We start from the raw sequence: 22558 nt of genomic DNA on the forward strand, positions 1-22558 counted from the left end.
GTACGTAGTCGTGGTCGTACCTGGTCAGTGCGTGCTGCCTGGGCCGCGAGGCCGGGGCGACACCGGACGGGCTGGTGCAGCCCCGGCCGACTGGTGTCGTCTGCGGGTCACCACTTGGAGGAGGCCCGTTGGAGGAGGCCCGGGCGCAAGGGCCCTGGTCGTCCTTGATCAGATATACGGATAGGCGGGGCGCTGGAGCTGCTGCTGTGCCGGACACCCACGGCCTTGACGGCCCGGGTGTTCTGCGCGCTTCCCGAGTGCACGGTCGCCGAGCAGGCGCCGCTGTTCCGCCAGGAGCCGTGGTCGATGTCCCAGTAGAGGGTGACCGTGTCGCCCCGCTGGCGCCGGTGATCGTGGCCCGGTAGTAGCGCGGCCCTCCCGGTCGCTTGCCGTAGCGCAGCCGTATCCGAGCGTTGCCGATCCTTGTCGCAGGGCCGTTGTGCCGCCTGCTGCGGAGGATGTAGCGGTTGGGGTTGACGCTGGGGCCGCACGTGCTGGCCATCGTCTGGCTGCCGGCCGTCGTCCTAGGTGCCGCGGCTGTGACCGCCGACGTGCCGATCAGCAGGTTGGCGGTGGCCGTCACCGCAGTGGCCAGGCTGGTCTTCACTCCAGGAGAGAGGCGGAATCTCCTCCATGCCCTGACCGACATCTTCCTTGTGATCATCACGCGCTGCCTCCCGTTGTGTCTGTGTGTCGTGATGCGCATGGTGGGGTGCGATCCTCGTGGCGAAGGCCGCTCCGGACGCGGCGTCAGCGTCTGTGAGCTGCTCGTCTGCTGTGCGCCCCCACCCCGGCGGCATGTGGGTATGAGCGGGGCGGCGCCGGGCGGGGCGGCGTACGGTTGCCCGGCCGCCGCCGTCTGGTGATCGCGATCGTGCCGGCGCGCCTGTCAGGTTGGGATGCCGTGATCGACGGGCCGCATTGGATGTCGGCTGTGCCGGGTGCCGGTCAGCGGCGCAGGTACTCCCAGGTGTGACTGCCGACGATGCCGTCTGCGCCGCTGGCAATGTGGTGCTGGCGCTGGAGCCACTCGACAGCCGTGAGGGTGTTGGGGCCGCAGCTGCCGTCGACGGACAGCAAGACGGGGTAGTCCGTGTGCTGGTTGATGATGTCCTGGATTTCCCTGACAGCAGCGGCGTTGGAGCTTCCCTCGCTGATGGTCGCGGTGCCGTAGTAGTAGTCGCACGTAAAGCCGACGGTGGAGCGGTAGGTGCAGGAGTGCACGTCGGCTGCTTGAGCCGTCGGCTTGGCCGCGTGGCTGCCGACGGCTGCGTGAGCAGCCGTCACGGGGGCGGTGAGGAGCAGTCCGGCGGGCAGGGCCAGGATGCTGAGGACTCGGGTACGGCGGAACGGTGTGGGCATGTCTGTCTCCTGTGGTACAGCTGGTAGCGGTTTGGCGGTCCGCTGTCAGCAGCTCGGCACGCGGGGCACCTTGGGTGCCGCTGTGTGCACGTAGTGGTTGCTCACCCAGGCTGGGTCGCTGCCGGACAGCAGGGTGGCCTTCGTCCACCACTTGTTTCCCGAGACCTTGCTGGTGCGCTGGTTGGTCTGGCAGTACGCCCGCACGGTCGTGTGGGACACCCTCGTGCCCACCGGCAACTCGTGCGCGAGCACTCCCTCAGGGCCACCTGCGTACCCCTGATACGGATCTTCCTGGAACTGGCGGCCGAGGCGTCGGTCAACGACAGCACGGCCGAGGCTCGGTCGGTCGCGGACTGCGCGCCATGCACATCGGCGTGTCCCGGGCCGGCGACGGCAAGACCGCCGGTCAGGGCAAGGGTGGTCGCGGCGAGCCCAAAACTGCTGCGCACCGTGGAAAGCATTCCTGTGCTCCTTTCACTGGCACCGCACCGCACGGCGCACTCGGGTTGCTCACGGCGGCCGACCGGCTCGGTCTTGGGGCGGTCTGTGTCGTTTGACCTCGGCCCTGTCACCCGGGCAGGACAACCTGTCCCCGGCGTCCTCATCACGGGCTGGACCGCAGTTCGGGCGCGCAGCGAGGCGTGTCGACTGCAGAAAGCAGATCCGCGCCGTCGGTGAGCGGTGGGTATCGTCCTGGTCACCAGGGCGGGCTGCTGGCCGCTCCCCTCGTGCCGGCCAGCAGCCCAACCCGGCGATCAATCGCCCGTAACAACGGGCCGCCCGCCCGGGATGGGTCAGTACGAGCGGGTGGTGGCCGAGAACTCGTAGGCGTTCTGGCGGATGGAGGTGTTAGAAGCCCCCGAGGTGACGTCTGCGCCGTGGAGGACCATGTGGGCGCGGTGGCGCACCCATTGCAGCCGGTCAGTACGGCTTGCTGTTCACGTCCCCGTCACCATCGTTGATTGTCATCATTACGCGGTAGCGGGGCCCGTCCCAGTACCAGGCGGTCTGGTGGCTGGAGTTCCGTCGCAGACTCGCGTGCGACAGACTCCAATAGGCTCCGTTGCCCTTCTTGCGCCACAGGTAATAGGAGCAGCCCGCGACTCCGCCGCCCGACATGTTGTAGAACGATGCCCGCACGAACCAGTGCCCGGGTGCCGTCTTCTTGGCGTCGAGCTGGGCGGTGCACCGCCCGTCGTCGGTCTGGATCTGCCGTACGCCGTAGTAATACTTGACGGCCGTGGGCGATGCGGACGTCGCATGTGCGGGCTGCGTGGACGCCGTGGCCAGGCCGCTGCTCAGGGCCAGGGCGGCCACGGCCGATGCGATCGGCTTGCTGATGATGGTGATCGGCACCATTTTCTCCTTCGATGGGGCTGCCGGCTGCCGGGAGGGCCGCGTGTGTTGATGGCGACCGTTGAGCAGCCGGACGTGACGTGCAGGTCCGGGCCGTACGAACACGACCTTCGCAGCAGGAGAATTGAATAGACAGCCGGCTCCGCCACCCGGATCAATGGAGACAGTGCAGGTCACGGCACGGCGCACGAAGCTGACCAAAGAAGACGCCCGTCGTTTGCTCTTCTCCTCGGGCGTGCGTAGCGTCCGGGTGATCGCGACGCATCCACGGGGGAGGCGAGCGACCAGAGGGGTGAGCCGTCGATGGCAGGACGTCCTGAGAGCCCACTCGATCCCAGTGCGGGGCCGGTTGCGCGGTTCGCTGCCGAATTACGCAAACTCCGGGCGGAGGCCGGGAGTCCGACCTACCGGGTGATGGCACAGCGCACAGGGCAGGGTGCGAGCACGTTGTCCCAGGCTGCCGGCGGCGAGCGGTTGCCCACCCTCCCTGCTGTCCTCGCCTACGTCCAGGCCTGCGGCGGCGACCTGGAGGAGTGGGAGGCGCGGTGGCGTGAGGCGGCGGCCGAGCCGCGTACCGAGAGTGAGGATGCCGCGCCACCGTATCGAGGACTGGCCCGCTTCGAGCCTGGCGACGCCGACCTGTTCTTCGGCCGCGATGAGCTCACCGACCGCCTGCTCGCGCTGACCCGTTCCCGTCGGTTCAGCGCGGTGTTCGGCCCCTCAGGCAGCGGAAAATCCTCCCTGCTGCGCGCCGGTCTCATCCCCCGCCTCCGCAACCCGGACCAGGCCACCGCACAGCCGGCCGCGCTGCGCGTCCTCACCCCTGGCGAGCACCCCCTGCGCACCCACGAACAGCGGCTGACCCCGAAGGACGGCGACGGGGACACATGGCTGATCGTGGACCAGTTCGAAGAGCTCTACACCCTCTGCCACGACCCGGCCGAGCGCCACCGGTTCATCGACCGACTCCTGACCGCCACCGATGCCGCGAGTCATCTGCGCGTCGTCATCGCCGTGCGGGCCGACTTCCTCGGCCACTGCGCCGAACACCACGAACTGACCGCCGCGTTACAGGACGCGACCGTGCTGGCCGGCCCCATGAGCCGCGCCGAGCTACGCGAGGCCGTCACCAAACCCGCCCAGAGCGCGGGGATGATCGTGGAACGTGCCCTGACCGCCCGCATCCTCGACGAGGTCGAAGACGAACCCGGCGCACTGCCCCTGATGTCCCACGCCCTGCTGGAAACCTGGCGGCGCCGCAAGGGCCGAGTCCTCACTCTGGAGGCCTATGAGTCCGTCGGCGGCCTGCACGGTGCTATCACCCGTACCGCCGAAGACATCCACGACCGGCTGACGCCGGCGCAGGCCGATCTCGCACGCCGGATCCTGCTGCGTCTGGTCACCCCGGGAGACGGCGCCCCCGACACCCGCAGACCCGCCCACCGTGAGGAGTTCGGTTTCGGTGAGGTCACCGACACCGCGACGGTCATCGAGGAGTTGACCCGTGCTCGGCTGCTCACTGTGGACGACGAGCAGGTCGACCTTGCTCACGAGGCGCTCATCAGCGCCTGGCCTCGTCTGAGGAGCTGGATCGACACCGATCGTGAGCGGCTGCGTGCCCATCGGCGGCTGACGGAGGCCGCCGCCGCCTGGGACGCGCTGGACCGCGATCCCGGTGCCCTGTACCGGGGCACGCTCCTGGCCGCCGCGGAAGAGGCGTTCCCCGCCCAGGACCGGGAACAGGCCCTGACGGCCCTGGAGGGCGCGTTCCTCTCCACCAGCCTGCAAGCCCGGCGCCGTGAGCGTACGCGCCCCCGCATCCTGGCGGCCATCCTGTGCGCTCTGGTCACACTGGCTCTGACAGCCGGGGCGATCGCTTGGCAGCAGAGCCAGACGAACGCCGTGCAGCGCACCCAGGCCACTGCCCGCAGAATCGCCGCCCTCGCGCAGAGCCTGCGCTACACCGACCCGGTCACGGCCATGCGGCTCAGCGTCACCTCCTGGCGGATCGCCGACACGATCGAGACCCGTTCCGCCCTCATCGGTGCCCAAGCCCAAAAGGAGGAAGACGCCTTCGCCCCCTCCGGCGACGAGGACAGCCAGTACTTCCTCAGCGCCGACACCCGCACCCTGTTTGTCGTCGAAAGCGCACGCCTCGTGCGCTGGGATGTCAGAACACACCGCAGGACTGGAACCTTCCGTGGCCCGGGAGACGATGGGGCTGTCGATGCGAGTGGCGTCAGCGCCGATGGACGGCACCTGCTGATGGTGGGGTCGGACAGCGCCCAGGTGTGGGACATTGCCGCGGGCCGGTACGTAGGGGCCGCCATCCCCCTGCACAGCAGCGGATCCGGAGAACTCCACACCGGCGGATCCGCGGAGTTCGGTCCCAGCGGGCGCACACTCGATGTCGCTGACATCGCCGGTGACATCCCCCGTGTCCAAGTGTGGGACTGGCGACGGCACCGGCTGCTGTTCGAGCGACAGGGGCGGCGTGTCCAGGGCGCCATTATCAGTCCCGACGACCGCCTGGCCGCTGTGTGCGAGACAGGTCGGCCGCTGCAGGTGTGGGACCTGGCGCGGCACCGCACACTGCCCATGCCCGGCGCCCCCAAGGCTCCCCGCGACGGCGGATGCGTCACCGCCCTGTTCAGCCCGGACAGCCACCAGATGGTGGCCGCCATGCCCGACGGCGGACTGCGCCTGTGGAACCTCGCTGCCGCAGGGTCCGCCGCTCCCAAGACCTATGCCGTCCCCAGCCGCTTCGGTGACGAGAACGTGGAAGACTCCTCCGACATCACGAACATGGCATTCAGTCAGGACGGCCGCTTCGTGGCGACCTCCAGCGATCACGAGGTCCGGCTGTGGAGGTTGTCAGCCGGCGCACCCGGGCCGGTCTTCCGCTACCCACTGCCATCCGTTCCTTCTGGCCTCGTCGGTGTCACACAGTTCGGCCTGGACCCGGACGGCCGTACTGTTCGCTACCTCACGCAGACAGGAGAGAACGATTCGGCCACGGGCAGGCTGATGCGCGCCGTGTCGGCGCGCGACGCGTCCGCCCCCGGCTGGGCCGACAAACCGTCGGAGGAGGCCCAGATCAGCCCCGACGGCCGGACGCTTGGAAGGATGTGGCACAGCAGCGATGCAAGCCACTTCCAGCTGGTGGACGCCAGGACCGGTCGCGGATCGGCCGACTTCACCGGCAACAGCTCCTGCCCAAGAGACCCTGACGACCCAGTACACAGTGCGCCAGGCTGTGGAGATCTGATGACCTTCAGCTCTGACGCCAAGACATTCGCCTACGTGACCAGGGTCGGCGAGGACTCACACGCCACACTGCAGGCCATCGTGTGGGACATCCAGCGCCACCGTGTCCGTGCCACCCTGAATCTCGGCCTTCCCATCAATACCCAAGGCATCGTCCATGCCCTCGCCCTCAGCCCGGACGGCCGCACTCTGCTGATCTCCCGGATGAAGGCCGATTACCACACTGAGATCTGGAACATCGCACGCGGCAGGAGAACCGGGACACTGTCTGTCGGCGGTGATGTGTTGGCCTTCCAACCTGGCGGCAAGTCCTTCGCCACCTCGGACGGACACATAGTCGATCTTGCCTCGCAACACATCGTCAGCCGTCGACTGACGCAGGCCTTCACCACGGCGCTGGCCTTCAGCCCGGACGGCCGCTACCTCGCCGCCGGCGACCAGTCAGGCCGGGTGACCCTCTGGGACAACCGGGCCACGCACCGCCTCGCAGCCATGGCCGGCACCTTCACCGATACGGAGCTGGACTCCGGGTCAACCGTTCGGGCCCTGGGTTTCTCTCCCGACAGCCACACCCTCGCGGTAGGCGGCAGCGACGGCACGCTCCAATTGTGGGACGTCCCTTCCGGCCAGCGGCTCGGCTCCGCGCTGCCTACAGCGAACGAACCCATCCTGGCCGTGGGTTTCGATGCAGACGGCAGAACGCTTCGAACGTCGGGCCGGTATGTGCCGCTGCACGGCTATCCCGCCGACCTGTCCTCCATCGCGGTACAGACCTGTCGCCGTACCGGCGGCGGGCTGACGCGCGCCGAGTGGAAGGAGTACCTCCCGGAACTTTCCTACCGCAACTTCTGCTGACCTGCCACCAGAAGCCAATGGTACGAGCCTAGCTTGGGGAAGAGGCGGAACCGACGAAATGCGGGTCCCGAGGTGACGGAACCAGGGTGGCGTGTAGCAGTCCAGGTCATCCGCGTGCTTTGAGTAGACGTCCTGAGCGCGACCTGTGTTGCCTGCCTAGCGCGTGTTGCGAAAGTGGATCGTCTGTCAGACCTGCCTGGGACGCTCCAAGCATGGAGATGACAGTGCAGCTGACGATCGACTGCTCCGATCCGGAGAGAATGGTGTCTTTCTGGGCCGAGGCCCTGGGCTACGTGCCTGAGCCTCCGCCGGTCGGGCACCCCACGTGGCGTGCTTACTGGGCGGCGATGGGGGTGCCTGAGGCAGAGTTGCCGACCGGTGCCGGGGATATTCCGGAGTCGATCATCGATCCCGTGGGACGTGGGCCGAGGGTGTGGTTCCAGCAGGTTCCGGAGCCGAAGGTCGCCAAGAACCGGTGGCACTTCGACCTGAAGGTCGGTGGGGGCCGTGACGTCCCGCTGGACGTCCGCACACAGCGGGTCAAGGCTACGGTGGAACGGCTGGTCACAGCTGGTGCCACCGTGCTGCGGATCAAGGATGAGCCGGACATGGGACTCTACGCCGCCGCCCTGCAGGACCCCGAGGGCAACGAATTCGACGTCGTCTGAGGGCCGTTGGGCCGGTGCTGGTGCTGGTGCTGGTCACAGCCACGACTGAAGCCGGGTGAGGACCCGGTGCCAGGTGGCGTCTCGTTGCCATCGGCGGAACAGATCGTAGATCCGGCCCCATGGACCGTACTCGACGGGCACATCCCGCCAAGGAACTCCTGTCCGAACCCGGAACCGTATGCCGTCGATCAGCTGCCGCCGGGGCCAGGTGGGCGGCCGTCCCACCTTCGCTCCCTTGAACAACAACGGCTCCAACACCGCCCACTGTGCATCCGTGATCTCCCCGCGCCGTGAAACACGATCATTCATCACCCAAGATCTACTTTCGATACACGGACTGGTAGAGGTCGGCGTCGTGGCTGACAGGCCGACCGAGACTGCGACGGAGTCCGCCCCCTGACCCGGCCCTGGCCGTTTTCCGCCCGGGCCCCGATCACCCCTGATCGGTCCCTGACCCGACCCGGAAAGGCCCCTGACAGGCGCCCCACATGGGCGACAGTGCACCTAACGTGACGACAGTGCCCCGGCCGGGTCCGCACACCTGACACAACCGCTCTCTTCACGAGGAGGATCCATGCCGTTAAGGGGCAGATCCGCACTGCGGCGCACCGCCGCGCGGGGCACGACCATGGCCGTGGGAGCCGCCATGGCTGTCATCACCGGCCTCGCCGCCGCTCCCGCGGCCCACGCGTCGCCGCCTGCCGCAGGGACCCTGCGGTGGGCACCGTGTGACGACCCAGCGAAGCCGGGAGCCGAGTGCGCCACTCTTTCGGTGCCGGTCGACTGGGCCCACCCCGACGGGCCAAGACTCGACCTGGCTGTGGCCCGCCGCAAGGCCACCGCCGCCGGCGCGCGGGTCGGCTCGATGGTGTTCGGCCCCGGCGGGCCGGGCGATTCGGGTGAGGAGATGGTGGTGCGCCATATCAGCCGGTTCAGCCCGGAAGTCCGCCGCCGGTTCGACATCGTCAGCTTCGACCCGCGCGGCGTGGGCGGCAGCAACCCGGTGACCTGCTCCGGCGATCTCCTTGCCGAGCGGCCGTCACCGGAGCTGAAAAGCCAGGCGGACTTCGACGCCACCATGGCGTACAACAGGCGGCTCCGTGCCGATTGCCGGGCCCGTACCGGCCCGGTGTTCGACCACCTCGACACCGCTCAGACGGTCCGGGACCTGGACGCCCTCCGGGCCGCCCTCGGCGAGCGGAAACTGACCTTCCACGGCAGCTCCTACGGCACTCTGCTCGGGGCACAGTACGCCGAGACCTACCCGCGCCGCGTGCGCGCGATGGTGCTGGAAAGTGTCATGGACCACAGTGTCCCGACCACTCGTGACTTCCTGCAGTCCGAGATGGTCACGGCAGAGGATTCATTCCAGGAGTTCGTGAAGTGGTGCGAAAGTGCCGCGGACTGCGCGCTGCACGGCCGCAACGTCCGCGCCGTCTGGCAGAGCCTGCTGGCCCGTGCCGGGCGCGGCGAGCTGGAGGACCCGGCGAAGCCTGGCACTTCGCTGTCGTCCGCGGACCTGGTCAACAAGATCGCGTTCCGCAAGTTCTACGAGGCCGACTACGCGGGCCTGGCCACGGCGATAGCGGGGATGGACACAAGCAAGCCGCTGCCCAAGTCGCCCACCTCGATAGCGCCGCTGCCTCCGGCCACCCCGGTCTTCTGCTCCGACTGGCACCTGCCCGTGCGCGACTACCAGGAGTACGCCTCGCTCGTCACCATGACACACATGACCGCGCCTGACCTGCCTTACCTGCTACCGATACACATGGCAGCGGCATGTCTGGGCGCGCCGACCGCCAACCCGCAGCACCGCCTGGACGCACACGGCGCCCCGCCGATCCTGGTGTCCAACGCGCTGCACGACCCCGCCACCGGCTACCCGTGGGCGGTCTCCGTGGCCCGGCAGCTCGGCCGCAGCGGTGTGCTCCTCACCTACGAAGGCCAGGGGCACGGCAGCGTCACCAGCGGCCCGTGCATGGAGGACGCCGTGGACAGCTACCTCACTGACCTGGCCGTCCCGCCACGGGGCACCAGTTGCCCCGCCGTGCCGTCCTGACAGCTTGCCGATCCGGATCGGCCTGGAAGGCCGATCCGGTAGGAAGGCGATCAACCAGCGACGGTCAGGTGCCATCCCGCTCCGTGTACACCGAATGGTTGATGCCTCTCGTGGCCAGTCATCGACGCACCGACCACGGTCACGCAGCGTCCCCGCCACCTCGCGTGCGACCGGATGCGTCACAACCGCGTGCGGCGTACTGCGTGCAATGCGCCCAAGCGCCGACGGAGGAGGAACTCGGCCGTACGCCGGCCAGCCTCATCCGCGGCGTGCTCAGCAGCCCCTTTACCGACCGGTGACGAGGGCCGTCGGCTGCGAGGCGCGGCCTGGGCGACTGGCTCCGTCCGGCAAAGCAGCCGAACCTGCCCTCCTCCGTATGGTGCTCAGCGTTCCGCCTCGCTGCGCCGTCACGGTCGTAACCGACCAGCTGAGCGCGAGCACCCTGGCTGATCCATTTCTGTGACAGGGAACTGGCAGTGAGCGAGGATCAGGCGGTATGGAGCCAGAAGTCCTCGCCGCCCTCATTGGCGTTCCCGCCAGCCTCATAGCCGCCGCGATCGCCTACCCGGTAGGGCGCGGAGTCGCCCGTCGACAAGCCGAAGACCAGCACCTCCAGTGGCTGCGCGGCCAACGCCAGACCGCCTCCAGTAAGCTCACCGACGCGGCCACTTCCTTCATCGATTCGTCCGTCCAGGTCTGGGAAGCTGTCGCACGGCCCGAGTACGCGCACACCCGTCGCCGCGATATCGAATCTCGCAAGCGCCTCGACCCGGCCCTGTACGAACCACTGAAAGACGCGCTGCGCACCATGCACAATGCCTTGCCCGCTGTCGCGCTGCACGGCCCGGACCCGGTGACAGTTGCCGGCGAAGACCTCTACAACGCCGCGATGGAGATGACCGGGGCGATCCTGCACCTGGACGCCGCATGCGTCCAACGATCCGTACTGAGTGGCACAGTAACCGTCGAGGGCATGTCCCCTGAACGCGTCCACGCCTCCCTGGAAGATCTCGACACCGCCTATGCCCGCTTGGCAGCGCCGCTCGGCCTACCGGAGTTCGCCGCCCGAGCGGAAGCGACGCTGAGGTCGAGCGCCGTCCTCACCGACCTGGTTCGAGTGTGCCTGACCATGGACGACCCGCCGGCAGCGGTGTCCGCCATGGCCGAGTTGCGCCGCTCAGCTGCGGATGACCCCGACATATTGCCCTACGTCGAGCCCTTCCTCGCGTTCCTGCCAGTGATCGAAATGCGCGCGCTGGCACGAGCCATGCAGGAAGGCCAGCAGATCGGCCCCGACCAGCAGCTTGGCGCGATCTCCGCAGCCGTACCCGTCCTGCTGAATGTCTTCACCAACCTGCGGGACACCCTCCAAAACGCCCTCCCCGAAGACTTGGACCTGAACGATCTGCCAACGGAACTCAGCAGCGCGGTCCGTGAGATGGCAGCACTTGGGCAGCGCTTCACCGACCCGATCCAACTCATGGAGGAGATGCAGCAGTACCTGGCCATGGGAGACGAGCTGGCCGCCGCCACCGCACATGACCCTCTCACCGGCCTGCTCGCCGGGGCGGCCTGGGATTCCAGCCTCGGGACAATCGCCACCCGGGCCATCGATCAATTCACCCAGCTCAACACAGTGGCGCCGCAGATGGCTGCCCTCTGCGCCCCCGTGTTCGAGTTCAGTATCCGTCAGGCCAACGACGAAGTCACCGCCGCCAGGGACAAGCTCATCCAGGCCCGCATCAGCTTCATCGACGCGGCACGACATGCCATCCACGAGTGACCTGGCAGGAAGCGCGCAGCACAACAGGGGCTCGGTCCGAATCGAATCGAGCCCCTGCGCATACGAAGCCATTTCGCTACGGTGACAACGAGTCGCTCCGGCACGAGATGGCGGTGCGGACAAGGTGAGCCGGGGCCGAACTACGCACGGTCCGGTCTATGGCCGCTTCGGCCACGAGCCGGACTCGCACCTCATCGAGGCTGATCTGCTGGGCCACCTGGTCGGCATCGATGAGGCCCTTCCCTCGCCCTTGACGGCGATGCCGGTCAGCCGAGACTGCTGGAGGCGGGCGGCGTCCAATCAACTGGTCGGCGAGAAATCCGCACGTCTTCAGGGGGTCCCGCAAGTCGCGATGAGTCCTGCGGCGTGTAGCGGTCGTACTGTCGAACCCGTTACCGAGGAGGACTTCTGATGCGCAACGTGACCTATTCGATGAGCCTCTCACTTGACGGCTACATCGTCGGGCCGGACGGCGAATTCGACTGGACGGTCCCCGACGAGGAGATCTTTCGCTTCGCCACCGACGAGATTCGAGAGGTAGGCGTCCACCTGTTGGGGCGACGGCTGTACGAGACGATGCTCTACTGGGAGACCGCCGACCAGAATCCATCGCTCGACTTCTCAACGCTCGAGTTTGCCGCGATCTGGAAGGCGCTCCCCAAGGTAGTGTTCTCCACCACGTTGTCGGCGGTCCAGGGCAACGCCCGCCTGGCCTCAGGCGGCCTGGCCGAGGAGATCGAGCGGTTGCGAGCCGAGCCGGGAGAGGGTGACATCGCGATCGGCGGCGCGACTCTCGCCGCCGAGGCGGCCGCGTTGGGTCTGATCGACGAGTACCGTGCCAGGGTCTACCCGGTGCTGGTCGGCGGGGGCATTCCGTTCTTCCCCCAGCACGAGCGCCGGGTGGATCTCGAACTCGTCGAAACACGCCTCTTCAGCTCGACGGTCATCTATCTCCGCTACCGCGTGGCTCGCTAGCCGACTCGTCCGCCGAGGCCCAGCCGTTTCTTTCGGATCATCCGACGTTGGTCCGGGTGTGTCGTTAACTGACGCCCATTGGGCGAGGATCGAGCCATTCTCGCCAGACCGGACGCCGAAGCGCGGTGGCAGTGGCGGTGGCGGTGGCGGTGGCGGTGGCGGGATCATCGGCAGGTGATCGACGCGCTCGCGTTCCAGACCGCGCCAGGACGCCGTGGAGGGACCTGCCCGAGGAGTTCGGCTCCGGGGAAGGCATTCACAACCGCCTACGGAAGCGGGCGGCCGACGGCACCTGGACACACCAGCACGCCGCCGGAGCCCGTCAAAAGGGGCCCCGGCCGACGAGCGGACAACGCCTGGCGTGATACCGAGGCCGATGCGAAGTGGCCGGAGGAACCGGCGAGTAGCACTCGCCCCGCCGGAGAGGCCCGAAGACACTCAGAACCGCCGGACGGGCGAGGGGAGCCTCAGGACCGTCGACGCCGGCGCGCAGCGAGGAACAGCACCGTGCCGACGCCCACGGCGACGACGCCCGTCGTTGCGGCGATCCACGGCAGGGACCCGGCGCCCGTGCCCGCCATGGACCCGGTGGGCGTGGAAGTGGGCGTCGTGTCGTGGACGCCCCCGGTGGATCCGGACCCGCCGCCGGACCCCGAGCCGGACGTGCGCCCCGTCGGGCCTTTGGAAGTCCCGTTTCCGCCACCGTCGGAGCCACCGGTATCACCCGCCGCGCCCGGCACCTTCACGGTGATGGCGGCGGTGTCGTTCTTGGGGTCGCTGTCATGCTCGGGCAGCACCTTCAGCAAGACCTTGCCGGGCTTGAGCGCGGACGCCTTCTCGATGCGCAGGCCGAACGACCACACGAGACGCTCGCCCGGACCGACCCACCATTCGGTGTTCTCCCCCACACAGTGGTAGCTGCGGCCGCCGGCCTCGCTCTTGTGGGTGTCGTTCCTCCAGCACCCTCTCGGCGCCTTCACCACGGTCGTGCCCTGGGGAATGGTGACCGTCGTCTCCACCGAAGGATCCTCGATGGGCTCGCTGCCGTTCCAGGTGGGCATGCCGCCGGGACCGTTGTTGCGGTACCCGACGTCCACCGTGACCACCTTGCCCGACCGTCCCTTTGCCGAGGCACCGACGGCCTCGATGTCGGCCGTGTTGTCGACCTGGTAGCTGACTCCGTACAGGCTCGCCTTCGGCTCCCCCTGCGGGGCATCGTCCGGGCGCGGCACGAGTTTCAGCTCCGGGCCGCTGCCAGGGTGGACGTCGGTAAGCTCCTTCAGCCGGTCGGTGACACCCGGCTTGGCGTACCACGTGGCACTGCGTGCGGCGTCGTCGATCCTGAGCGGCCCCGGGGACAGGTCGAAGGAGTCGCCCACCTCGATCGTGTTGTCGAAGTGACAGACGGCCGCCGGGAACGACACGTCGGTGAGCTCACCGCTCGGGTCGTCGAACATGTGGATCGGCATCGTGCCGTACTTGCAGTTGCTGTACTCCTGCTTGAACGACGCACGCCCGGCGTACATGTAGAGGTCGGTTCCCTTGAGCTCATGGGCGCCGAAGTAGGTGAAGCCCGTACCCGGATGCACTTCGGCGCCGGGCTTCACCTTGCCCTTCACGGCTCCCGTCACGCGGTCCTGGACGAACCCGCTGTCCTTGATGTCGACCTTCCACACCCTCTCGGCGATCTCGGCTCCGTCGGCCTCTCCGCTGACTCGGATCTCGCCGGTGGTTCCGCCCTGCGCACCCTTCAGACTGCGCACACGGAATCCACCCAGCCGGGTGGTCTTGCCGGGCGCGGGCGCGTCCGCGCCGTTGCAGACCAGGACGCCCGCGGTCTTTTTCTCGCATCCGGAGAAGGGGGCGGCGACGTCCACGACTCCGTCGAGCGAGCTGTAGTCGACGGTGAGCGTGTACGACGTGATCTTCGTCGTGCCCGTGTTGGTCAGCGTCACCGAACGCCAGGAGTTCGGGTCCGTGTCCGTGTAAGGCAAGGCCTCCAGGGTGTAGCTGCTGGAATCCGCGGCGACTTCCAGCCCCGCCCCGGCCGCGACGGCATGCCCGGACGGCACACCCACCGCCGCGGTGACCGCCACCGCGCCGGCCGCAGCTCGTACTCGTCGTCGAACCTCGCCCGCTCTCACGGAACCCCCTCCAAAGCTCAAGAACACACGCCATGAATAGCGCGAGAAAACCGCCTTTCCAGACGGGGCAGGACGTCGAATGGTTGTACGGCCGCCCGGACCGGCAGGTTCCATCGGGGACGTCACCGAAGCGTTCCTGGGGACCAGGCAGGCCACGGGCGCTGCTTCGCCCCCTTATGCGCGCCCACAGCCGCGGAGGGCCTTTAACTTCGGCCCCCTACGGGGTGAAGAAGCCGATCCGAGACGCAAGCACGGCGCGTGGGGGTCCAGCAGGCCACGGCGACCCTTGCCCAGATCGACGGCTGGATCGCTGTGGAGGAGCGACACAAGGCAGTACGGCGCCAAGCTCGGAGATGCGGCCAGCTCCTGCTGAGTGGCTGCTTCCGCACGGACTCAACCGGACGAACATAGACGCCGTACACCCGGCGAGTGCTGGGCCGGGGCGGCCATGAGCGGACGATGCCTCCCGGCGACCCGGCAGCAGGCGCTCCAGGCACGGCGCCAGCGGCCGCCGGCCTGCGTCCACTGCCGACCGGCCACGGACCTGGGCATCCTCGACTGGCCCAGGGCCGGATGCCAGGTGACTGGACGCTGGTCGGCAGGCTCCCGATGGTCGGCGTGGACGGCATCACCGCAGAACATGGCCCTTGCCCGAGCCGATGCTGACCGTGGCCGTGGACAGCCCTGTATGCCCGCCGGGTGGGCAGCGAAGCCGAAGTGGCAAGGCACCACGCTCAGCTCGCTGCGCACGCGGACGGGCGGGTGCTGCCGCGCTCCAGCAAGGCACGGACATGACCGGTCCCGGGGGCACCGGGCTGGGCAGCGAGCCGGTCGTGCGGGAGTCCGACCAGTTGGCGTTCGAGCAGCTGCAGCAACGCCGGCCACCCGAGGGATGCGGCTGACGAGGTGGCGGAAGACGGGGAGTGCGGTCAGCGGGTCGTGCGGCCGCAACGTCCCCAAGCAGGGCCTGGGCGGCACCTGGCCCCTCGAACCCCAGATTTCCGGCAGCACATGGCCACCCAGCTGTCGATCCTCCCGTGGCATCGGGCATCCATCGGCGATGACAGCAACCCCTCACCGTCAGCCTCTGGGTGGGGCACGGACATGGCGCACAATCCCGAACTCCGCGCCGTCCGGGGCAAGCAGCGGCACAACGCCTGTCACTGGCTCAGAAAGGCAGCCAACACCCCAACTACGCGCACTCAAGTTGCTGCTTGACGCCCACGCCGAGCAACCGGCCGAGGCGATCGATCGACCACCACCTGCCGAGATAGGTGACACCTGATCTGGATGGTTGACACCACCCTGAGACACGCCGAAGCCATACCGGATTTCTGCCGTGCCTGTTCCCGCGGCCCGCACGACGCTAGCGACGAGTCTCATGATCGTATGGCTCAACGGCACCCACGGCGCAGGCAAGACGACGACCAGTGCGCTCGTGCAGCAGCTGATCCCGAATTCACGGGTGTTCGACGCAGAGAAGGTCGGCGAGACGCTCATCGACATCACGCCAGCGCTGCCCGCCACGGACAACTTTCAACACTGGCCGCCTTGGCGGCCGCTCGTGGTCGAGACTGCCCGACGCATCCTCGACTTCACCGGCGGCACCCTGGTGATGCCCATGACCGTCCTGGTTGAGCAGTACTGGCGCGAGATCAGCTCGGGCCTTGCCCAGCATGCCATTGCGGTCCGGCACTTCGTCCTCCATGCCGACCAGGACACCCTCCGTAAGCGCATCGCGGGCGAACTGTTCTTGACCCCAACTCCCCGTTCCGTCTCCAATACCTTGAGCCCTACGCCGAGGCGGCCCGCACGTGGCTGCACACTGCGGGCGAGGTCGTCGACACCACGCACCTCACACCCGCCCAGGCCGCCCTGCAGATCGCAGAGGCTCTCAAGAGATGCGAAGAACAACCTGCCGGCGTCGAGCCTCGCAGGTGACAACGAGCCTGCCCGGGTGACAAAAGCGTGCTTCGGCTCAGCGAAGGGCCGGCTGCGAACCGAGGTCAGTACAGGGCAGAAGGCGAGGTCGATGTAGTCGATATCAGTGAACTCGACTTTGAGTTGATCGGGGCGACGGCCGTAGTCCTTGAAGTACCGCTCCTGGATGCCTTCCGCGGCAACCTCATTGGGGGCTCTGGGCGCCGATACCATGTTGAGCGTCGAACAGGCGCCGGGGGTAGTGGCGGGCAGGTGGACGGTAACGCAGGTCAGACGGCCGTCGTCGGTGGTGCCGACGGGCGCGCTGTAGCCCAAGTGTGCGCAGGCCGCCACGGTGGATCCCGGGTCGTGGCGGCGGCATGCTTATAGCGCCGGTCGCGGACCTTCGGCTGCCGGCGGACGCGCACAGCCGCCTCGATCCGGTCGGCGATCGCCTTGGGCGGGCTCCCGCAACCCGCCGACCAGGCCTTCAACCGCAAACGCCTCAGCAGTCGAGGCGGCCGTCCACCCCCTTCGATGCAACGCAACACGGTCGAGCGCCGCATCAGCAAACTCAAGCGCGCGTTGCTCTGTTCATGGTGCGTCGTCATGAGTTGACCGATGAATCGTGGGCGGTGATCGAGCCGTTGCTGGCTCCACCGCGGATGGGTCGTCCAGTGCGGGACCGCCGCCAGGTGGTCAACGGGATTCTGCGGAAGCCGCCACGGGGGCGGCCTGGCGGGAACTGCCAGAGCGTTACGGCCGTGGATGACGGTCTACGAACGCTTCCGCCGCTGATCGGCCGACGGCACCTGGAACCGGCTGCTTGCTCACGTCCAGCAGCACTCCGATGCCGTGGGCCCTGTGGACTGGACGATCGTGTGCGTCGACTCCACCGGCCATGTGGGCTCACCAGCACGCGGCCGGACCAGGTCGTCGCGGACAAGGGCTACTCGTCCACGAAGATCCGCGCCTACCTGCGCAGGCGGGGTATCAAGGCTGCGATCCCGGAGCGGGTCGATCAGGTCAAGGGGCCTACCCGGCGCGGCGAAAGCCTGTGCCGGCTCGACCGGCCGGCCTACCGGCGCCACAACGTCTTCGAGCCCTGCTTCAACCGGCTCAAGCACAACAAAGCCTTGGCCACGCGCTACGCCAAACGCGCCCGTCACTACCAGGCCATGATCACCCTCGTCCGCCTACGACTCCGGCTGCCCTGACACTGCGGACACCATCTAGCTGTCCTTCTGGTCCAGGCTCCAGTTCAAGGCGTCTGTCACCTTCTTCACCAGGGCCTGTCCTTCGGGAGCTGCCAGATTGGCCCTGTTGAGGTGGAACCCGGTAGAGAGAGTGCCCCTGCCCGAATAGCCGGCCACCCCGTTCAGTGCGTCATGGACGTCGGTCTCTGTAAGTCTCGGTCCGGCCATGCTGTCCTCCTGGGGTCTTGGCGCGGCAACTACATCACCACCAGGGGTAGCCGAGCCCGTAGGGAACCGCCCCCGCGGCCCGCACCTATCGCTCGAACGAGCGATCGACAATGCACCCATCCGGGCCGGAGACGGTCAGTTCTCCAGCAGCGCCGTGGCGGTGCACAGCCCGCGCAGGGCCCGGTCGTGCCACAGAGTGCCCACCGTGCCGCACATCAGGCGGCGCTCAGCAGTCCCCACTGGGCCACCGGTGATCCCACGCCGGCATCAAGGCCATGAGGACAGTGTGCGAAGCCCGGAGCCCGCGCGGACGAAGGCCGATGTCTTCCGACCGTGCGCAAGGCGATCGGGTACTCGCTCCTTCTGCTCAGCGTGCCGCGCTGGCCTGAACATTGCTCCGGCCAGGGCTGACCCGAATGGGGGGCGCACGCTTGTCGAGGCCGTGCGCCGGAGCGCGAAACTTAATCGGCTCATGCTTCTGCAGGCCCCGCCCAGCCGGGTGAGGAGTCCTGGCGCACGGTGCGCCCGGTGGAAGAACTGCATATGCCAGATGGAATTCCGTCCGGCAGTTCGCTGAATACCACCCACTCAAAGAGGCGCAGGGCCGGCATGTCCGCGGCCCGGAGCCGAGGGGCGGCCGTGCCCGACGGCCCCGCCCGTCGGGCCCTTGCCCATGTACATCGCGTCCTCTGAAGGCGCAGCCCCCTGTGTAGACACAGTCCCTCGTGCGCTCGGTGATGCGTGCGCGCGGTCAGGAGCACGGTTATGCGAAGACGCACGCATCATGCCCGCGTGCGGCCATCTGCAGGCAGCACGGCGGTGCCCCGTATCGTCGCGCTGATCCCCGCGCACAACGAGGCCGGCCGCATCGGCGCGGCCATCGCCGCCCTGCGGGCGCAGAGCCGGGAGCCGGAACGGATCGTCGTGGTGGCCGACAACTGCACCGACGCCACCGCGGACAACGCCCGGCGGGCCGGAGCGACGGTGGTGCAGTCCACGGACAACCGCCATAAGAAGGCCGGGGCGCTGAACCAGGCTCTGGACCAGGTTCTGCACGGGCTGGCCGGCTCCGACCTCGTCCTGGTCCAGGACGCCGACACCACCTTGGTCCCGTCGTTCGTGGCCAGCGCCGTCGAGGCAATGGGATCGGATGTGGGAGCGGTCGGCGGGATCTTCTACGGCGAGCCCGGCGGCGGACTGCTCGGCGTCCTGCAGCGGATCGAGTTCCAGCGCTACGCGAGGGAGATCGCCCGGCGCGGCTACCGGGCCGATGTGCTCACGGGGACCGCGACCGTGTTCAGGGTCTCCACCCTGCGGCAGGTCCGGCAGGCGCGCCTGGACGGTCTCATCGGTGGCGGAACGTCGTACTACTCCCTGGCCTCGCTCACCGAGGACGACGAGATCACCAAGGCCGTGCGCACCATCGGATACCGCACCGTCTCGCCCGCCGGCTGCCGGGTGGTCACCGAGGTGATGACCACCGTGCCCAAGCTGTGGCACCAGCGGATGCGCTGGCAGCGCGGAGCTCTGGAGAACCTGCGGGACTACGGCTGGACCAGGGTCACCGCACCGTACTTCGTGCGCCAGGCGCTCATGGGACTGTCCGTGCTGGCCATGGCGCTGTATCTCGTCTTCACCGCCTGGATGCTGGCCCGCGGCCGCCCGGAGTTCTCGCCGTTCTGGATCGCGGTCGGCCTGGTCTTCGTCGCGGAGAAGGTCGTCACCGCCAGCGGGGCGGGCTGGAGGTCCCAGCTGCTCGCGGGCACGCTCGCCGTCGAGTTGGTCTACGACCTGTTCCAGCACGCGGTGTACGTCCGCTCCCTTTGGGACATGGCCCGGCGGCGCGAGGAGCGCTGGTGCGCGACCTGAGACGACCCGCGCTGCCCAGGACGCCGTCCCGGACAGCCGCCCCAGCGATTCCGGCACACAGGGACGACAGGCAGGAGAAGAGGCGGGAGATCTGTGTACGCAGGCGTACCACTGGCCAGTGCCCTGGGAGCCGGCGGGGCATCCACGCTCGCATCCCGGCGCCGCTCAGGCTTCGACACCCTCGCCACCGTCGTGGCCGCCACCACCCTGCTCATGGCCGGAGCGTCCGTGTGCAAGCTGCTCCCGCGGCGCCGTACCGACGCGGTCCTCACCGGCAGGCCCGTCCAGATCGTCTCGGACCGCCTGGCTCTGCGGCTGCCGCGGGAGCGGAACACGACCGACACCTGGGTGGAGGTCCCCTGACCCCGGTGCCCTGGGCCACCGCCGCACCGAGCGCCACGGCAGCCGCCTCCCGCGCATTCCCGACCCCTTCACACTCCGCGCGTCGGGGCCAGCCCGAGCGCGGTCGTAACAGCCCGGGGGCCCGCCTTCACCGGAACACCGGCCGGCGCCGCGCCCCGCACCCCAACAGGAGGAACAATGATGACAACCAGCAGAACCGGCGCCACGGCGGCCTTCCCGGACGGCACGATCATCACAGCGGCGGGCAACGGCGAGGCCGGGTTCGTCGTGGACGGCGGTCCGGCTGTCGGCACCAAACTCCACAACCCCAATGGCGTGGCGGTGGACGGGGCGGGGAACCTCTACATCGCCGATGTCAGCAACCACCGGGTGCGCAAGGTGTCACCCAATGGCATCATCACCACCGTCGCAGGCAACGGCCAGGCCGGCTTCGTCTCCGACGGCGGCCCCGCCGTCGCCACCAAACTCAACGCGCCGATCGGCGTGGCAGTGGACAGGGAGGGAAACCTCTACATCGCCGATTACTCCAACCACCGGGTGCGCAAGGTGACACCCAACGGCATCATCACCACCGTCGCAGGCAACGGCCAGGCCGGCTTCGTCTCCGACGGCGGCCCCGCCGTCGCCACCAAACTCCACTACCCCTGGGGAGTGGCGGTGGACCAGGACGGCAACCTCTACATCGGCGACCGCTACAACCACCGGGTCCGTAAGGTGTCACCCCACGGCATCATCACCACCGTCGCAGGCAACGGCGTCGCCGGGTACGTCGCCGACGGCGGCCCCGCCGTCGCAACGTCTTTGCACTACCCCTCAGCCGTGGCGGTGGACGGGTCGGGGAATCTCTACATCGGCGACGGCCACAACCACCGTGTCCGCAAGGTGACGCCCAGCGGCATCATCACCACCTCCGCGGGTACCGGCGTCGCCGGGTATGTCGCCGACGGAGGACCGGCGGTGGGCGAACGGCTCTACTACCCCTACGGAGTGGCCGTTTCCCCCTCCGGCGACCTGTACATCGGTGACGGTGCGAACCACCGCGTGCGGAAGGTGTTCGCAGCGGCGACCGTGACCCCGCCGCCCCCTCCCATCGCCGACCTGTACGGCGAAGTCATCCTCCCGGTCACGGTCCCCCGCCGCCAGGAATTCGACCTGGGCGCCCGTGTCCACAACCGCGGCCCCGCCATCGCCGGCGGAGAACACATCACCGTGGTCCTCACCCTGGCCGACGGTCTGGAGAGCACCCAGGAAAACAACGGACGGCGCCTGACCCGCACCTTCCCCGGCACCGAACTGATCCCCAACAAGGGCTCACTGGACGGCGTGTTCCGCGTCCGCGCCGCCGACACCACCAAACCGGGCACGTACGAGTCCACGCTGGAGATCCAGTACGGCGGCGACCTCAACCTCAAGGACAACAGCTTCACCCTGCCCGTCACCGTCGTCGTCCCCGAACCGATGGCCGACGAGCGCGCCCTGACCGTCTACCAGGAAAACATCCCCGAGGCCGCTCCCGGCCAGTCCGCCCGTGTCCTGCTGCGCTACGTCTCACCCGTCGGCCAGCCGGTGAACCCCGGCATCATCACCCAGCGCTTCACCGCCCCCACCGGCTTCACTTTCAGCGGCCGGCCCACCTACACCTACCCCGACACCGTCCAGGGCGCCATCACCGGCGACCTGCAGCACGAGATCTACGACTCCGGCCGCACCCTGATCATCCGCGACAACCCGCACCTGAACACCACCCACACCGACGCGGGCACCCTTATCTACAGCATCGGCCTGCGCGCCCAGCCCGACGCCACCGCCGGCCTCGCCAGCGACGGCTCGGCCAGCATCGGCCAGCGGCCCCCCGTGCAGATCCTGGCCAAGGTCACCGGCGCCGATGCCGGGCACAGCGTCCGTATCGTCCAGACCCAGCTGGAGAAGGCGCGGGTGAAGCCCGGCCAGCAATGGGTCTACCCGGTCGTGCTCACCTTGACCAACGCCGGGCGCACACGGATCGGCCCTGCGGACATCGTCTTCACCGCCCCCGAAGGCCTGTGGTTCACGGAGAACCGGGTGATGATGTCCCGCGAAGGGGCGACGTACGAGACCGAACTCGCCGGTCAACGCTCCGACGGCAACCGGACTCTGACCATCCGGGACGCCGCCCTCGACCTGGACCCCGGCAAGTGGGCTGTCGTCTACCCCGAGATGGAAGTCCAGGCCGACGCCGCGACCGGCGCCGTACGCGTCGGCATCCGCATCGGGATCCCGCCCTTCGCCAGCGGAAACGCCACCGTCACCATCGAGGCATAACGCCGCGACCCAGCTCGGCGCGGGGCAACATCCACCCAAAAGAGGCCAGGCCCTCTCCCTGGACGGAGAGGGCCCGAGCCTCTGCGGTTCATACCGCGAAAGCCGCCCGAGGCGCCACCCCGAATCAGGCGTACCCGAGAGCGCCTCCCGGGTGGTGGCCCCCAGACCCTGCTGTCCCGGCCGCCGCCGCACCCCAGCGGTCACCTCCCGCA

At 68.4% G+C, this 22558-nt stretch carries 13 protein-coding genes and 2 pseudogenes; 10 read left to right on the forward strand and 5 right to left on the reverse strand.

The annotated features are described in order from the left end of the window. Positions 1–948: 948 nt before the first annotated feature. The 3 genes from ACZ41I_RS08160 to ACZ41I_RS08170 form a co-directional block, all read right to left on the reverse strand. Entirely contained in the window at positions 949–1362 is a 414-nt protein-coding gene (locus ACZ41I_RS08160) for a peptidoglycan-binding domain-containing protein (protein WP_468513525.1), read from the reverse strand. Positions 1363–1407: 45 nt separating this feature from the next. Then, positions 1408–1581: a hypothetical protein gene (locus ACZ41I_RS08165; RefSeq protein ID WP_468513526.1), complete on the reverse strand. Its 174-nt coding sequence runs from the start codon at positions 1579–1581 to the stop codon at positions 1408–1410. Positions 1582–2283: 702 nt separating this feature from the next. Beyond that, positions 2284–2718, reverse strand: a complete 435-nt coding sequence (locus ACZ41I_RS08170) for a hypothetical protein (RefSeq protein ID WP_468513527.1) — start codon at positions 2716–2718, stop codon at positions 2284–2286. A 447-nt stretch (positions 2719–3165) separates the two neighbouring features. On the opposite strand from ACZ41I_RS08170, the gene ACZ41I_RS08175 reads away from it, so the two are divergent. Both ACZ41I_RS08175 and ACZ41I_RS08180 read left to right on the forward strand, forming a co-directional pair. Further along, positions 3166–6840, forward strand: coding sequence for an nSTAND1 domain-containing NTPase (locus ACZ41I_RS08175; protein WP_468513528.1), 3675 nt, complete (start codon positions 3166–3168; stop codon positions 6838–6840). 212 nt (positions 6841–7052) lie between these two features. Next, positions 7053–7508, forward strand: a complete 456-nt coding sequence (locus ACZ41I_RS08180) for a VOC family protein (protein WP_468513529.1) — start codon at positions 7053–7055, stop codon at positions 7506–7508. 42 nt (positions 7509–7550) lie between these two features. Here ACZ41I_RS08180 and ACZ41I_RS08185 read toward each other — a convergent pair. Continuing rightward, positions 7551–7817: pseudogene (locus ACZ41I_RS08185) on the reverse strand (transposase); the annotation flags it as partial. 265 nt (positions 7818–8082) lie between these two features. Here ACZ41I_RS08185 and ACZ41I_RS08190 point away from each other — a divergent pair. From ACZ41I_RS08190 to ACZ41I_RS08200, 3 genes are all read left to right on the forward strand, one after another. After that, positions 8083–9567 (forward strand): alpha/beta hydrolase, encoded by a 1485-nt coding sequence (locus ACZ41I_RS08190; protein WP_468513530.1) that lies wholly within the window; start codon positions 8083–8085, stop codon positions 9565–9567. Positions 9568–10063: 496 nt separating this feature from the next. Next, on the forward strand, positions 10064–11350 hold the full coding sequence (locus ACZ41I_RS08195; protein ID WP_468325922.1) for a hypothetical protein: 1287 nt from the start codon (positions 10064–10066) through the stop codon (positions 11348–11350). A gap of 411 nt (positions 11351–11761) precedes the next feature. Beyond that, a complete protein-coding gene (locus tag ACZ41I_RS08200) occupies positions 11762–12325 on the forward strand; it encodes a dihydrofolate reductase family protein (RefSeq protein WP_363219055.1) in 564 nt (187 codons plus the stop codon). Between the two features lie 467 nt (positions 12326–12792). Here ACZ41I_RS08200 and ACZ41I_RS08205 read toward each other — a convergent pair whose 3' ends face one another. Continuing rightward, positions 12793–14421, reverse strand: a complete 1629-nt coding sequence (locus tag ACZ41I_RS08205) for a hypothetical protein (RefSeq protein ID WP_468513531.1) — start codon at positions 14419–14421, stop codon at positions 12793–12795. Positions 14422–15850: 1429 nt separating this feature from the next. Here ACZ41I_RS08205 and ACZ41I_RS08210 point away from each other — a divergent pair. From ACZ41I_RS08210 to ACZ41I_RS08230, 5 genes and pseudogenes are all read left to right on the forward strand, one after another. Next, positions 15851–16410: pseudogene (locus tag ACZ41I_RS08210) on the forward strand (P-loop nucleotide/nucleoside kinase family protein). A gap of 860 nt (positions 16411–17270) precedes the next feature. Next, positions 17271–17606 carry a transposase gene (locus ACZ41I_RS08215; protein WP_468513532.1) on the forward strand — a complete coding sequence of 112 codons (336 nt, stop codon included), beginning with the start codon at positions 17271–17273 and terminating at the stop codon, positions 17604–17606. A 999-nt stretch (positions 17607–18605) separates the two neighbouring features. After that, positions 18606–19682 (forward strand): glycosyltransferase family 2 protein, encoded by a 1077-nt coding sequence (locus ACZ41I_RS08220; protein ID WP_468513533.1) that lies wholly within the window; start codon positions 18606–18608, stop codon positions 19680–19682. A gap of 93 nt (positions 19683–19775) precedes the next feature. After that, positions 19776–20045 (forward strand): hypothetical protein, encoded by a 270-nt coding sequence (locus ACZ41I_RS08225; RefSeq protein WP_468513534.1) that lies wholly within the window; start codon positions 19776–19778, stop codon positions 20043–20045. Positions 20046–20225: 180 nt separating this feature from the next. Beyond that, positions 20226–22346: an NHL repeat-containing protein gene (locus ACZ41I_RS08230; protein WP_468513535.1), complete on the forward strand. Its 2121-nt coding sequence runs from the start codon at positions 20226–20228 to the stop codon at positions 22344–22346. Positions 22347–22558 lie beyond the last annotated feature (212 nt).

This window comes from Streptomyces sp. NPDC030799 (assembly GCF_055572255.1).

Bases quoted from the DNA above. Each gene is read 5' to 3' on its own strand.
- ACZ41I_RS08160 (WP_468513525.1), bottom strand. From the start codon at position 1,362: ATGCCCACACCGTTCCGCCGTACCCGAGTCCTCAGCATCCTGGCCCTG.
- ACZ41I_RS08180 (WP_468513529.1), top strand. From the start codon at position 7,053: ATGGAGATGACAGTGCAGCTGACGATCGACTGCTCCGATCCGGAGAGA.
- ACZ41I_RS08190 (WP_468513530.1), top strand. From the start codon at position 8,083: ATGCCGTTAAGGGGCAGATCCGCACTGCGGCGCACCGCCGCGCGGGGC.
- ACZ41I_RS08195 (WP_468325922.1), top strand. From the start codon at position 10,064: ATGGAGCCAGAAGTCCTCGCCGCCCTCATTGGCGTTCCCGCCAGCCTC.
- ACZ41I_RS08200 (WP_363219055.1), top strand. From the start codon at position 11,762: ATGCGCAACGTGACCTATTCGATGAGCCTCTCACTTGACGGCTACATC.
- ACZ41I_RS08230 (WP_468513535.1), top strand. From the start codon at position 20,226: ATGACAACCAGCAGAACCGGCGCCACGGCGGCCTTCCCGGACGGCACG.